Below are 14,071 nucleotides of genomic sequence, written 5' to 3'. Positions count from 1 at the left end.
GCGGGTGGCTAGCATCATCGCGGGCGAAGGGCAAAAGCCGGCTGCAATAGGCGGCTGGCGCGCCCGCCTCTCACACATATTGGAAGCCGAGCGGCGGCAGTTGCCGCTGTTCGCCCCCGTGGCGCTGGGGGCGGGAATCGCCCTCTGGTTCCTGCTGCCGCTGAACGTGGAGCGGCAGGTCGCGCTGCTGCTGGCCTTCGCGCTGGCCTTCGCCGGTCTGGCGCTTCAGGCGACGGCGCGCCGCGCGGTCGTCGCCATGGGCCTGCTTCTGGCGTTCGGCCTGCTCGCCGCCGATATCCGCAGCGCCCGCGTCGCCGAACCGCGCCTCTACCACCGCCTCACGGCCGCGCCGATCACCGGCACCGTCGAGTCGCTGGAGCCGCAGGCGGGCGGCGAGCGCTATTCCCTGCACCTGCGCCGCGACTTCAGCGCGATGGACCCTGCCGTCACCGTCCGCCTGTCCCTGAAGGCGCCCTTGCCCGAAGGGTTGACGCCCGGCGCCCGCATCCGGGTCGAGGCCACGCTTGGCCCCATTCCCGGTCCAGCCGTGCCCGGCGGGCACGACCCCTCCCGCCGCGCCTGGTTCGAAGGCATTTCCGCCAGCGGCCGGGCGCTGGCCCCGCCCGTCATCCTCTCCTCCCCGTCCCAAGGCGCCGCCCGGTTCGACCGGCTGCGCCAGCATCTGGAGAGCGCGATCGTCGAAAGCCTGGGCGGAGACGCCGGCGCCATCGCCGTCGCGCTGACCGTTGGTGAGCAGGGGCGAATCCGCCCGCCCCTGCTGGAGGCGATGCGCGTGTCCGGTCTTGCGCATATCCTCACCGTTTCCGGCTACCATATCGCCGTGGTCGTCGCCGGGGCGATGTGGCTGCTGAGACGGCTGCTGGCGTTATCGCCCTGGCTGGCGCTTCGGCTTTCCGTCCCGAAGCTGGCCGCCATCGGCGCAGGCGTGGCCGGAACCGCCTACACCCTGCTTTCGGGGGCCGACCTGCCGGCGGTGCGCTCGATCATCGCCGCCTGGGTGGTGCTGGCGGCGCTGATGCTGGGGCGCGACCCGCTCGCCCCGCGCCTCATCGCCTTCGCCGCTTTCCTGATCCTGCTCGCCCGCCCGGAGGCGCTGCTGAACCCCAGCTTCCAGTTGAGCTTCGCCGCCGTCATCGCGCTGGTGGCGCTGGCCCGCTCGCCGCTCGGCCGGCGGCTGGCGCCGCAGCCGGAGGAGGGCATTCTGCCGAAACTCGCCCGTTTCGCGGCCGCTCTTCTCCTCACCGGCCTCGCCGCCGAACTGGTCCTCACCCCGATCGCGCTGGCGCATTTCGGCCGCTCGGGGGCCTATGGAGTCGTCGCCAACCTCGCCGCCATCCCGCTCACCAGCTTCCTCATCATGCCGCTGCTGGCGGCCTGGCTGTTCCTCGCGCCCTTCGGCCTCGGCCATCTGGTAACGCCGCTGCTGCGCCCGGCGCTGGAGGCGCTGGCGGCCATCGGCCTCACCGTCGCCGGATGGCCGGGCGCCTCGCTGCAACTGCCGGCGATCCCGCAATCGGCGCTGTTCCCGCTGGCGGCCGGCGGCCTCATCTTCCTGCTGCTGGAAGGGCGCCTGCGCTGGGCCGGGGCGCCGCTGATCCTCGCCGGCATGCTGATGGCGGCCCTCGCCCCGCGCCCCGACCTGTTCGTCAGCGCCGACGGCCGGCAGGCGGGAATCCTCCGCGAAGGCAGGCTCCACACGCTGCGGGGCCACCGCGAGGGCTTCACCGTCCGCAACTGGGCCGAGCAGACCGCCGCCGCCGCCAGCGCCCGCTTCGCCGATCTTCCCGGCGCGCGCTGCAACGAAATGGCCTGCCGCGTGCCGCTCGAAGGCGGCCTCACCTTGCTGGCCTTCCTCGACTATCCACCGCGCACGCCGGAACTCGCCGCCCATTGCCGCGCGGCGGACATCGTCACATCCCCCGCCGGCCTGCCGCAAATCTGCGCCCCGCGCTGGCTCCGGCTGGACCCGCCGGCGCTCCGCCCGATGGGGGCGGTGGCGATCGACAGCCGCCGCGCCGCGCTCGCCAGCGTCGGCGCCCGCGCCGGCGATCAGCCCTGGAGCCCCGCAGCCCCTCCCGGAATGCGCCCGCGCCTGCTAGGGAAAACAGAATGGACGGGCGTGATAACGGAATGACTGAAGCTGCCGCCGCCGAGAGGCTGGCCGAACTGGCGAGGCTCATAGAAGAGCATAGCCGCCTGTATTATCAAAATGATGCACCGGTTATCTCAGATTCCGAATTCGACGATCTGATGGCCGAGAACAAGGCGCTGGAGGCCCGTTTCCCGCATCTCGTCCGCGCCGATTCCCCTTCGAATCGCGTCGGCGCGGCGGCGGCTTCGGGCTTCGGCAAGATCCGCCACGCCCGGCCCATGCTCAGCCTCGACAACGGCTTTTCGGACGAGGAGGCGCTGGAATTCGAAGCCCGCGTCCGCCGCTTCCTCAACCTGCCGCCGGCGGAACCGCTCGCCTTCACGGCAGAGGCGAAGATCGACGGCCTCTCGCTGTCGCTTCGCTACGAGAACCGCCGGCTGCTGCACGCCGCCACGCGCGGCGACGGCGCGGTGGGCGAGGATGTGACCGCCAACGCGCGCACTGTCCCCGACATCCCGCTGACGCTGCCGGACGACGCCCCCGACATTCTGGAAGTGCGCGGCGAAATCTACATGCGCTGGGAAGCCTTCGACGCGCTGAACGCCGCGCAGGAAGCCTCGGGCGGCAAGGTCTTCGCCAATCCCAGGAACGCGGCGGCAGGGTCGCTGCGCCAGATCGACTCCGCCGTCACCGCCAGCCGCCCGCTCGCCTTCTACGCCCATGGCTGGGGCGAACTGTCGGCCGCTCTCGCCACCACCCAATATGCAGCGATGCAGCGGCTGCGCGCCTTCGGCTTCCCCGTCTCCGCGACTCTGATCCGCGTCGAATCCATGACCGAAGTGCTGGAAGCCTATCGCGCCCTGCAGGCCGCCCGCCCGGGGCTCGGCTACGACATAGACGGCCTCGTCTCCAAGGTCGACAGCCTCGCCTGGCAGGAGCGGCTGGGGCAGGTGGCCCGCCACCCGCGCTGGGCGCTGGCGCACAAATTCCCCGCCGAGCGCGCCGTCACCGAATTGCTGGCGATCGACATACAGGTGGGCCGCACCGGCGCGCTCACCCCGGTCGCGCGGCTGAAGCCGGTGACGGTCGGCGGAGTGGTCGTCACTAACGCCACGCTGCACAACGAGGATGAGATCCGCCGCCGCGACGTGCGCGTGGGCGACAGGGTGGAAGTGCAGCGCGCCGGAGACGTGATTCCGCAGATCCTCGGCTGGACGGGCGAGGAAGCCGCCCACGACGCCCGCGCCGAATATCTCTTCCCGGACCATTGCCCGCAATGCGGCAGCCTCGCCGTGCGCGAGGATGGAGAGGCGGTTCGCCGCTGCACCGGCGGCCTCATCTGCCCGGCGCAGCGCTACGAGCGGCTGCGCCACTTCGTCTCCCGCCGCGCCGTCGACATCGACGGGCTGGGCGGCAAGAGCCTGGAGGCGTTTCTGGCGCTGGGCTGGATCGCCAACCCCGCCGACATCTTCCGGCTGCACAACCACGCTGGGGAGCTGATGCAGCGCGAGGGCTGGAAGGAGAAATCCGTCGCCAATCTGCTCGCCTCCATCGAGGCGCGGCGCGGAGTCGGGCTGGACCGGCTGCTCTTCGGCCTCGGAATCCGCCACGTCGGCGAAGTCACCGCGCGGGACATCGCGCGGGCCGCCAACAAATGGGAAAATGTGGAAGCGCTGCTCGACAGGCTGGTCGCGCATGCCCCGGAACCGGCGCTGGGCGAGACGGAGGAAAAGCACTGGCGCCGCGTCGCGACCGACCGGGCGGCGCTGGTCGGAGTCTCGGGCGTCGGCCCGGAAGTCGCCTCGGCGCTCGCCGACTTCTGGTCCGAGCCGCACAACCGCGACCTCGTCCATGATCTGGTCAAGGAAGCGCGACCGTCCGAAGTGCGCCTCGAAACCCGCGACTCCCCGGTGGCCGGCAAGACCCTGGTGTTCACCGGCACGCTGGAAACCATGGGCCGGGACGAGGCCAAGGCCCGCGCCGAAGCGTTGGGCGCCCGCGTCGCCGGCAGTGTCAGCGCGAAAACCGATCTGGTGATAGCCGGCGCCGACGCCGGCTCGAAGCGCGCCAAGGCGGAAGCGCTCGGGGTGGAAGTGATCTCGGAAGCCGAGTGGCACCAAATCCTGGAAAGCTAACCACTCCCCACTCACACCCGTCACCCCGGGTCAAACCCAGGGTGACGGAACTCGGTGGGTTCTTACAAACTGTCGATCTGCCACCCGCGCCCGGCGGTCTCCCGCCTTGCCCCGCGCATCGCCGCCCGCCGGTTCGCAGGCTTCTCCTTGCGGAACAGCAGCACCGGCCACTCGGCGCGCGGCGAACGATCCACCAGCCGCAGCCCCTGCGCCCGATAGGCGGCGATCACCTTCGCCGCCTGCGGCTGCAACAGCCCGGCCAGGATCAGATGCCCGCCGCGCGCCACCACGGCGGAAAGCGAAGGCGCCAGCGCCACCAGCGGCCCGGCCAATATATTGGCGAACACCAGATCATAGGGCGCCCGCGCGCCGATCAGCGGATGCTCCACTCCCGGCGCCGGCAGCAGGGCGATGGCCCCGCGCCCGCGCCCAAGCGGCACGGCGTTCAGCCGCGCATTCTCCACCGCCACCTTCACCGCGACGGGATCGAGATCGGCGGCCGTCAGCCGCGCCTGCGGGAACAGCTTGTGCGCGGCAAACGCCAGCAGCCCGGAGCCCGTCCCCACGTCCAGCACATTGCGCTTCGCCGCCACCCGCGAAAGCCGCGTCGCCATCGCCACGCAGCCGGCGGTCGTCGCATGCTGTCCCGTCCCGAAGGCAAGGCCGGCGTCGATGCGGATCGGCCATTGCCCGGGCCTCGCGCTGCCCGCCCGCTCGCCGGTGTGCACATGGAAACGGCCGATGCTCACCGGCTCCAGCCCGGCCTGGGACAGCGTCACCCAGTCGAGATCAGGCACCGGCCCCACCAACGGCGCCAGCCCGGAGGAAGGCGCCAGAGCCTGAAAGGCCGCCAGCATGTCCGGATCGGCCTCGCCCTCGAAATAGAGGCGCAGCTCCCAGCTCTCCCCATCCTCGGCCGCCGCCAGCGTCGGCGCTGGGTCGAAGCCGGGGAAGGGCTCGTCCATCAGCGCGGCGGCGTCCGCCTCGGCCCGGGTGCAGGGCAGGGTGGCCAGCATGGAGGTCAAAGCCGCGCGCCGATCGCCTTCACGGCGGTCGCCCAGCGCGCCTCCCAAAGCCCTTCCACCTGCACAAAGGGCAGGCCGCGCGCGGCGAATTCCTCCAGCACGATGGAATGGAAGCGCATCCGCTCGGCGGGGTCGCCGAACATCCGCACCTTGTCCGCCACGAAGGGCACGTCGGGGCACAGCAGCAGATGCAGGTCGGCGCGGCTGTCGCGGCTGGACAATATCGCGTCGCGGCCGCCGAACAGCATCGTCGTCCAGGCGGTCGTCATCACGATGTCGGTGTCTTCCACCAGCAGGCGCGGGCTGGCGCTGGCGGCCTGATCGGCGGCGATCTCATGCCCCTCGGCTATGGCATAATGGTCTTCCAGCGTCAGGTTGCGGCGGAGCTGCTCGGTGTAGGTCCGCCCGAACTCCAGGATCAGGATGCCGCCGAAATGCTTCGCGAGCCTTGCGGCCATCGTCGACTTGCCGACCGATTCCACGCCCGAAAGCGTCACCCTCAACATCATCCGTCCCCGTTCGCCGCCCGTTTCCAGGCCCGCCACCCATAGAATGCGACCGCCAGCAGCGCCGCATAGACGGCCGCTGTAGCCCAGAGCGCCTGCGTTGCGTAGAGGCCGACGGACACCAGATTCACCAGCGCCCACAGCCCCCAGGTCTCCACCCGCCGCCGCGCCTGCCAATATTGCGCCGAAAGCGAAAGCGCGGTCGCCAGGCTGTCCCAGAATGGGCTGGCGGCGTCGGTCGTCCGCACCAGCAGCCAGCCGACGGCCGCCGCCAGCAACAGAACGCCCAGCAGCGTCGAGGCCTTCTCCAGGCCCGTCATCCGCACGACCGGCACGCCGCCCTCCGCGTCCCGCGCCCGCCGCCAGTTGATAAGGCCATAGATGTTCAGCCCCAGGAACAGGAATTGCAGCCCGAACACCGCATAGAGCCGCGCTTCCCAGAAGACGCAGGCGTAAAGCGAAACCGCCGCGATCCCGAAGGCATAGTTCCAAAGCGACCGGCGGGCGACCAGCCACACATTGGCCAGCAACAGCCCGGCGGCCAGAATTTCCAGGGATGCGCTCACCCGCCGGCGCTCCACCCCAAGCCGGATTGCCGGGCCGTCAGGTCCGAGGCGAGGCTGAAGCCAGGGGGGAGAGAAGTTCGGATATGCGTTGCGACCCTGAGAATCTTTTGCTTGTTGCCCCGATGCATGCGCGAGCCTGCGGACGAAGGCAAGCCGGCCGTTGCGCTACGCGCCGGCCTGTCGATCGGCCCGACAATTGGCGATGCGGCCAAGCTATGCGTTCAGCGCATAACTGATATGGAAAAGTCGCTGCTCCGCCCTTGGAGCGCCTCGACTGTTGCATGGCGCACGATTTCCGATCAATGGAGGCCGCAAAGAGACCAAGGGGATTTCGCCGGCATGGCTGACAACAGACCGCTTTCGCCGCACCTGTCCATCTGGAAATGGCGGGTGCATGCGATCACGTCCATCGCCCACCGCATCACCGGCAACGGCCTGGTGTTCGCGGGGCTCACGCTGTTCGCCTGGTGGCTTGCCGCCACCGCCACCTCGGCGGAAGCCTATGCCACCTTCTCCGCCTTCGCCGGCAGCGTCTTCGGCTGGATCATCTGGATCGGCCTGAGCTGGGCCGCCTTCCAGCACCTGCTTTCCGGCGTCCGCCACCTGGCGATGGACTCGGGCTGGGGCTACCAGCTCGGCGTCTCGAAGCTCAGCGCCACCTGGGTCTGGATCGGCTCGGTGCTGCTCACCGTCGCCTTCTGGGCGGTCTTCCACTTCGCCGGGCCGGGGGTTTTCTGATGGCGACCGATTTCAACAGCGCGTCGGGCCTGAAGCGGGTCCGTGGCCTCGGCTCCGCCAAGAGCGGGGTGCACCACTGGTGGCTGCAGCGCGTCACCGCCGCCAGCAACCTCATCCTGCTGGTCTGGTTCCTGGCCTCGCTGATCCTCCTCCCCTCCTTCGACCGGTCGAGCGTGCTCGCCTGGATTTCCTCGCCGCTGGTAGCGGTGCCGCTGCTTCTGCTCATCGTCAGCACCTTCTGGCACGCCCGGCTCGGCGTGCAGGTGCTGATCGAGGATTATGTCCATTCCGAAGGCCTGAAGCTGCTCGCCATCATCGTCCTCAACTTCTTCATCTTCGGCATCGCGGCCGTCGCCGCCTTCTCGGTGCTGATCATCGCGTTCGGAGGCGTGCGTGCCTGAAGCCTACAAGATCATCGACCATACCTACGACACGGTCGTCGTCGGCGCCGGCGGCTCGGGCCTGCGTGCCACCATGGGCTCGGCCGAAGCCGGCCTGAAGACGGCCTGCATCACCAAGGTGTTCCCTACCCGCAGCCACACGGTGGCGGCGCAGGGCGGGATCGCCGCCAGCCTCGGCAACAATTCGCCGGACCACTGGACCTGGCACATGTACGACACCGTGAAGGGGTCGGACTGGCTGGGCGACCAGGATGCGATCGAATATATGGTGCGCGAAGCCCCGGCCGCCGTCTACGAGCTGGAGCATGCCGGCGTGCCCTTCAGCCGCAATCTCGACGGCAGCATCTACCAGCGCCCGTTCGGCGGCCACATGCAGAACATGGGCGCCGGCCCGCCGGTGCAGCGCACCTGCGCCGCGGCCGACCGCACCGGCCACGCCATGCTGCACGCGCTCTACCAGCAGAGCCTGAAGTATGACGCGGACTTCTACATCGAATATTTCGCCATCGACCTGATCATGGAAAACGGCCCCAGCGGGCCGGAATGCCGTGGCGTCATCGCCATCTGCATGGCCGACGGCTCGATCCACCGCTTCCGCAGCCATGCGGTGGTGCTGGCGACGGGCGGCTATGGCCGCGCCTATTTCTCCGCCACCTCGGCCCACACCTGCACCGGCGACGGCGGCGGCATGGTGCTGCGCGCCGGCCTGCCGCTGCAGGATCTGGAGTTCGTGCAGTTCCACCCGACCGGCATCTACGGCGCCGGCGTGCTCATCACCGAGGGCGCGCGCGGGGAGGGCGGCTATCTCACCAACTCCGAGGGCGAGCGTTTCATGGAACGCTACGCCCCCAGCGCCAAGGATCTCGCCAGCCGCGACGTCGTCTCGCGCTCGATGGCGATGGAGATGCGCGAAGGCCGGGGCGTCGGCCCCAACAAGGACCATATCTTCCTCCACCTCGACCATATCGACCCGAAGGTGCTGCACGAGCGGCTGCCCGGAATCACCGAAAGCGGCAAGATTTTCGCCGGCGTGGACCTCACCCGCCAGCCGCTGCCAGTCACGCCGACGGTCCACTACAACATGGGCGGAATTCCCTGCAATTATCACGGGCAGGTGGTCACCAAGGTCGGCGACGACCCGGAAGTGGTGGTGCCCGGCCTGTTCGCGGTGGGCGAAGCGGCCTGCGTCTCGGTGCACGGCGCCAACCGGCTTGGCTCCAACTCGCTGATCGACCTCGTGGTCTTCGGGCGGGCGACCGGTCTGTATCTGAAGGACAATCTGAAGCCGCACGGCGCGCACAGGCCGCTGCCGCAGGATTCGGCCGATCTCGCGCTGTCGCGGCTCGACCATTATCGCAACGCGAAGGGCGGCTCGCCGACGGCGAAGATCCGGCTGGAAATGCAGCACACGATGCAGAGGCACGCCGCCGTCTTCCGCGACAGCGAGCTGCTGGCCGAAGGCGTCGTGAAGATGGGCGAAGTCAACAAGCGCCTGCAGGACGTCGGCATCGAGGACCGGACGCTGATCTGGAACACCGACCTCATCGAGACGCTGGAACTGGACAATCTGATGTCGCAGGCGGTTTCCACCATGACCTGCGCGGAAAACCGCAAGGAAAGCCGCGGCGCCCACGCGCATGAGGATTATCCCAACCGCGACGACGAGAACTGGATGAAACACAGCATCAACTGGTTCGAAGGCTGGGGCGGCAACGGCGGCGCGGTGAAGATCGACTATCGCCCCGTGCACCAGTTCACGCTGACCGAAGAGGTCGAATATATCAAACCCAAGGCTCGGGTTTACTAAGGGGTCCCTAATGGCTGAGTTCCAACTCCCCGCGAACAGCAGGATCACCGGCAAGGGCAAGGCGTTCCCGGCCCCGTCCGGCGCCAGGCGCGTCAAGACCTTCAGCATCTACCGCTGGAGCCCGGACGACGGGCAGAACCCGCGCTACGACAGCTACGACATCGACCTCGACGATTGCGGGCCGATGGTCCTCGACGCGCTGATCAAGATCAAGTCCGAGCTGGACCCGACGCTGACCTTCCGCCGCTCCTGCCGCGAAGGCATCTGCGGCTCATGCGCGATGAACATCGATGGGTCTAATACGCTCGCCTGCACGCTGGCGATCGACGATGTGAAGGGCGATGTGCGCATCACCCCGCTGCCGCACATGCATGTCGTCAAGGACCTCGTCCCCGACATGACGCATTTCTACGCGCAATATGCCTCGATCAAGCCCTGGCTGCAGACGGTGACTCCGGAGCCGGCGCTGAAGGAGCGCAAGCAGTCGCCGGAGGACCGCTCCAAGCTGGACGGCCTCTACGAGTGCATCCTGTGCGCCTGCTGCTCCACGTCCTGCCCCAGCTACTGGTGGAACTCCGACCGCTTCCTCGGCCCGGCGATCCTGTTGCAGGCCTATCGCTGGCTGGCCGACAGCCGCGACGAGATGACCGGCGAGCGGCTGGACCAGTTGGAAGATCCGTTCCGCCTCTACCGCTGCCACACGATCATGAACTGCGCGAATGTCTGCCCCAAGGGCCTGAACCCGGCGAAGGCGATCGCGGAGATCAAGAAGATGATGGTGACGCGCGCGGTGTAAGCCGAAAGGCGGCTGCGATTAGCGCGCAGCGCTAACTCGCAGACTCGCCGAAGGCGCGGCCGGCTGAGACGGCAATCTCTATCGCCGTCCAGTCCGACGAATCCCGGCTCAGCCGGGATTTTTCTTTTCTGCATGTTCTTCAACCCTCAAGCGAACTCGGCGGCTTGGCCGCCGGCCGCGTCCGCCCGCGCGCAATCGCCTTGCCGGAACCCCGAACGCCCGCCAATGTCGGCGCAACCAACAGGGGAACCAGATGCGCCGCCACATCCCGCTCGCCGCCACACTCGCGCTGCTCGCCGCCTGCTCGACCCGCGCGCCCGCGCCGGCCCTGGAACCCGCGCGCCCGGCGCCTGCACCGGCGCCGCTTTCCCCGATCCACCAGAATCTCGATCCGCTGGAAACCGTCTGGCACGTCCGCGCCGGCCTGAATGTCGCGGCGCTCTCCTGCGCCCAGCGCGTCGGCCCGGCGCTCGCGTCCGACTATAATGAATTTCTGAAGGCCAAGAAGGCGCTTCTGACGCAATCCTACGACGCCCTCTCCGCCCAGTATCGCGCGAAAGGCGGCAACTGGCAGCGCGCCCTCGATACCGACATGACGAAGCTCTACAACCATTTCGCCTCGCCCACGGCGCAGGCGGGCTTCTGCGACGCGGCGGCGCAGGTGGTGAAGCAGGCGATCGCCGCCACCCCGGACGAGCGCCAGGCCTGGGCCGGCGAAGCGCTGGCCCGGCTGGACCATCCCTTCACCGCCCCGCCGCAACTGGCTGCGCGCACGGCGCGGATGGGGGTGATGGCCGCGCCGCCGGCCGGCACGATCCCGGCGGGCTGGCGAATCCAGCTCGGCGCCTTCGGCAGCCCGGCCGCCGCCGAGCGGGCGTGGGCGGATATCAAGTCCCGCAGCCCGGAACTGGGCGGCCTCAGCCCGCATTTCGAGCCCGTCCCCGGAAAGCCGCTCACCCGCCTGCAAGTGAAGGGCGTGGAGAATCAGGCGGACGCCATCCGCCTGTGCGCCCACGCCTCCGCCGCCGGCTTCGACTGCCTGCCGGTCCGCCCGGCCTGACATAGCTGCCCCTCATGCTTTGAAGGAGGTTGCGAGCCCGCCGCACGGCCGCTACGCCCGCCCCATGGCAGGCGCACCGATCGAAGAAGGGCCGTGGAAGGGCTGGAGGCTGTGGCACCCGCAGCCCGAGGGCCGCTTCGTGGACACTCTGGGCGAAATCCACTACCGCGACGAGCCGCCGGGCGTGCTGGCGGTCATCGAAACCGGGCACCGGCATTCCAACTATCTCGGATTCCTGCACGGCGGCTTCCTGATGGCCTTCATCGATGTCGCGATGTTCGCCGCCGTGCGCCACCTGCCAGGCCATACCGGCGCGGTCACGGTGCAATGCGCCACCGATTTCCTCGGCGCGGGGATCGTCGGCAAGCCGCTGGAAGGGCGCGGCCACATCGTCCGGGAAACCGGCAAGCTGATCTGGGTGGCGGGCACGCTGACGCAGGACGATGGCGAAACGCTGGTCTGCCAATGGCACGGCCTGCTGCGCAAGGTGCAGAGACGCCCGTGAGCCGCATAAGCGCCGCCTATGAAGCGCTGGTGAAGGCCGGCGAACTGAAGACCGACCCGGCGCAGGCCGAAGTGGCCGCCCGGCTGGACCGTCTGGCGAACGCGCTGGAACGGCCTCCGCCGCGCAAGGGACTGTTCGGCAAGCTGTTCGGGGGCGAAGCTCCAGCGGCGCCCAAGGGCATTTACCTCTGGGGCGGGGTAGGGCGGGGCAAGTCCATGCTGATGGACCTTTTCTTCACCCATGTCGCGGTGGAGCCGCGCAAGCGAATCCACTTCCACCAGTTCATGCTGGAAACCCACGCCCGCATCTTCGCCCACCGCCAGTCCGACCCCGGCGACCCGATCCCGGCGGTGGCGAAAAGCTGGTCGGATGAGGCGAGGCTGCTCTGCTTCGACGAGCTTCAGGTCAACAACATCGCCGACGCGATGATCCTCTCGCGCCTGTTCACGGCGCTGATGGCGTCGGGCGTCACGGTGGTCGCCACCTCCAACCGCCCCCCGCGCGATCTCTACAAGGACGGCCTCAGCCGCGAGCTGTTCCTGCCCTTCATCGCCCTTCTCGAAACCGAGCTGGAAATCGTCACGCTGGACGGCCCGACCGACTATCGCCTGCACCGCATGGGCGGAATGCCCACCTATTACACCCCCAACGGCCCGGAAGCGACGCAGGCGCTTTCCAACCTGTTCTTCCGCCTGACGGATTTCCCGGTCGAGGACCGCGCCAATGTCCCCTCCCACGATCTCGACGTCGGCGGCGGGCGGCTGCTGCATGTGCCCAAAAGCCTGAAGGGCGTCGCCGTCTTCTCCTTCAGGCGACTGTGCGGCGAAGCGCGGGGCGCAGCCGATTATCTGGCGGTTGCACGCACCTATCATACGGTGATCCTCGTCGGCGTGCCCCGGCTCGGCCCGGAGAACCGCAACGAGGCGAGCCGCTTCATCACCCTCGTCGACGCGCTCTACGAATGGCGCTGCAAGCTGCTGATCGCCGCCGACGCCCCGCCGGAGCAGCTCTATCTGGAAGGCGACGGCCGCTTCGAGTTCGACCGCACCGTCTCCCGGCTGATGGAGATGCAGTCGGCGGACTATCTCGCCGAAGGCCATGGCCTGAGGGTCTGACCAGCCTCTGGCTTGGGGCCTCCGATCCCCTTCGTCACCCAGCTTCCTCTCCGTCATCCCGGGCTTGACCCGGGATCCAGCTTCTTCCCACGCTGGTCGGAAAGCGGGATCCCGGGTCAAGCCCGGGATGACGGAAAACATATAGGTCTACGGGTTACAAACCCAGGCATGATCGGGCGGCGGCCCATGCCGCAGGAACATGAAGCCTAGCATATTTGCTGAAGTTGTAGGCATGGCCGGTGCCGCATACCTACGGCCGCATGGAACAGGCCCGAAACCGCGTCTTTCCCATCCTCCTAGGCATTGTTGCCCTTCTGGCCGTTTCCTTCGGCCTCTGGTGGTGGCTCGAAGGGCGGCACTGGGAATCGACTGACAACGCTTATGTCGAAGCCGACATGGCCGTGATCGCCGCCAAGGTGCCGGGCTATGTCGCCACCGTCGACGTGAAGGACAACCAGCCGGTGAAGGCCAGCGACCCGCTGGTCCACATCGTCGACGCCGACTACCGCGCCGCATTCGCCAAGGCGGAAGCCGATGTGGAACGGCTGACCCGCGAACGCGGCGCCGCCGGCGCCCGCGTCGTCGCCGAAGCCGACGCCATCGCCCAGGCCCAGGCCGCGCTGCGCGCCGCCGAAGCCCAGTCGGTGCGCGCCGCGGCGGATGCGAAACGGGCGGAGAATCTGCTGGCGCAGGGCTTCGCCACCCGCGCCACCGTCGACCAGCGCCGGGCCGAGGCCGCTTCCGCCTCCGCTCTCGTCGCCGAACGCCGCGCCGGAATCGCCGCCGCCACCGCCAGCCGCCAGGCGGCGTCCGGCTCGGCGGGCGGGGCAGGGGCGGCGCAGAAGGCGGCGCTCGCCCAGCGCGAAGCCGCAAGGCTGGACCTCGAGAACACCGTAATCCGCGCCCCGTTCGACGGAGTCGTCGGCAACCGCAGCGTGCGCCCCGGCCAGTTCGCGCGGCAGGGGCAGCAGATGCTGGTGGTGGTGCCGGTGGACGAGGCCTATCTCGTCGCCAATTTCAAGGAAACGCAGATCGCCGGCATGAAGCCCGGAATGCCGGCCGAAGTCACGCTGGACGCCTTCCCCGACTCGCCGCTCAAAGCCCGGATCGACAGCTTCTCGCCGGCGTCGGGCTCGCGCTTCTCGATCATTCCCCCGGAGAATGCGACCGGCAACTTCACCCGCATAGTGCAGCGCGTGCCGGTGAAGATCGTGCTCGACCAGCCGCTGCCGGAGGGGATGCGCATGGTTCCCGGCATTTCCGCGAAGGTCAGCGTGGACCTCCGGCGCCAGCCCGGCGAATGA

General features: G+C 68.8%; 13 protein-coding genes. 10 read left to right on the top strand and 3 right to left on the bottom strand.

Annotation, left to right across the window (positions count from 1 at the left end; genetic code table 11):
• Positions 1-4 precede the first annotated feature (4 nt).
• Together L6Q21_RS11410 and ligA are read left to right on the top strand one after the other, a co-directional pair.
• Positions 5-2,155, top strand: a complete 2,151-nt coding sequence (locus tag L6Q21_RS11410) for a ComEC/Rec2 family competence protein (RefSeq protein ID WP_237830883.1) — start codon at positions 5-7, stop codon at positions 2,153-2,155.
• Positions 2,152-4,248 carry an NAD-dependent DNA ligase LigA gene (gene ligA / locus L6Q21_RS11405; RefSeq protein ID WP_237830882.1) on the top strand — a complete coding sequence of 699 codons (2,097 nt, stop codon included), beginning with the start codon at positions 2,152-2,154 and terminating at the stop codon, positions 4,246-4,248. The genes L6Q21_RS11410 and ligA overlap by 4 nt, the downstream gene beginning before the upstream one ends.
• 62 nt (positions 4,249-4,310) lie before the next feature.
• Here ligA and L6Q21_RS11400 read toward each other — a convergent pair whose 3' ends face one another.
• Genes L6Q21_RS11400 through pnuC form a run of 3 tightly spaced genes read right to left on the bottom strand, consistent with a single transcriptional unit; the run spans position 4,311 to position 6,345 of the window.
• Entirely contained in the window at positions 4,311-5,264 is a 954-nt protein-coding gene (locus L6Q21_RS11400; RefSeq protein ID WP_237830927.1) for a 50S ribosomal protein L11 methyltransferase, read from the bottom strand.
• A 5-nt stretch (positions 5,265-5,269) separates the two neighbouring features.
• The gene (locus L6Q21_RS11395) at positions 5,270-5,782 is read right to left on the bottom strand and encodes an AAA family ATPase (protein WP_237830881.1); all 513 of its coding nucleotides are present in this window, start codon (positions 5,780-5,782) and stop codon (positions 5,270-5,272) included.
• On the bottom strand, positions 5,779-6,345 hold the full coding sequence (gene pnuC / locus L6Q21_RS11390) for a nicotinamide riboside transporter PnuC (RefSeq protein WP_237830880.1): 567 nt from the start codon (positions 6,343-6,345) through the stop codon (positions 5,779-5,781). The genes L6Q21_RS11395 and pnuC overlap by 4 nt, the downstream gene beginning before the upstream one ends.
• Positions 6,346-6,684: 339 nt before the next feature.
• Between pnuC and sdhC the strand changes: the two genes are divergently transcribed.
• The 8 genes from sdhC (at position 6,685) to L6Q21_RS11350 (ending at position 14,071) form a co-directional block, all read left to right on the top strand.
• On the top strand, positions 6,685-7,083 hold the full coding sequence (gene sdhC, locus L6Q21_RS11385; protein WP_237830879.1) for a succinate dehydrogenase, cytochrome b556 subunit: 399 nt from the start codon (positions 6,685-6,687) through the stop codon (positions 7,081-7,083).
• Positions 7,083-7,484 (top strand): succinate dehydrogenase, hydrophobic membrane anchor protein, encoded by a 402-nt coding sequence (sdhD, locus tag L6Q21_RS11380; protein WP_237830878.1) that lies wholly within the window; start codon positions 7,083-7,085, stop codon positions 7,482-7,484. Before sdhC ends, sdhD begins: the two co-directional genes overlap by 1 nt.
• Positions 7,477-9,291, top strand: coding sequence for a succinate dehydrogenase flavoprotein subunit (gene sdhA, locus L6Q21_RS11375; RefSeq protein WP_237830877.1), 1,815 nt, complete (start codon positions 7,477-7,479; stop codon positions 9,289-9,291). Before sdhD ends, sdhA begins: the two co-directional genes overlap by 8 nt.
• Before the next feature lie 10 nt (positions 9,292-9,301).
• Positions 9,302-10,087: a succinate dehydrogenase iron-sulfur subunit gene (locus L6Q21_RS11370; RefSeq protein ID WP_237830876.1), complete on the top strand. Its 786-nt coding sequence runs from the start codon at positions 9,302-9,304 to the stop codon at positions 10,085-10,087.
• 253 nt (positions 10,088-10,340) lie between these two features.
• Complete coding sequence (locus L6Q21_RS11365; protein WP_237830875.1) at positions 10,341-11,147, top strand: SPOR domain-containing protein; 807 nt, start codon at positions 10,341-10,343, stop codon at positions 11,145-11,147.
• Between the two features lie 64 nt (positions 11,148-11,211).
• Entirely contained in the window at positions 11,212-11,652 is a 441-nt protein-coding gene (locus tag L6Q21_RS11360) for a PaaI family thioesterase (RefSeq protein WP_237830874.1), read from the top strand.
• A complete protein-coding gene (gene zapE, locus L6Q21_RS11355; RefSeq protein WP_237830873.1) occupies positions 11,649-12,767 on the top strand; it encodes a cell division protein ZapE in 1,119 nt (372 codons plus the stop codon). The genes L6Q21_RS11360 and zapE overlap by 4 nt, the downstream gene beginning before the upstream one ends.
• A gap of 260 nt (positions 12,768-13,027) precedes the next feature.
• Positions 13,028-14,071 (top strand): HlyD family secretion protein, encoded by a 1,044-nt coding sequence (locus L6Q21_RS11350; protein WP_237830872.1) that lies wholly within the window; start codon positions 13,028-13,030, stop codon positions 14,069-14,071.

Source organism: Sandaracinobacteroides sayramensis, from assembly GCF_022014495.1.
In the GTDB taxonomy this organism is placed as follows: domain Bacteria; phylum Pseudomonadota; class Alphaproteobacteria; order Sphingomonadales; family Sphingomonadaceae; genus Sandaracinobacteroides; species Sandaracinobacteroides sayramense.
Note: the sequence above shows the minus strand (reverse complement) of the source record. Positions and strands in the feature narration are given on the sequence as shown.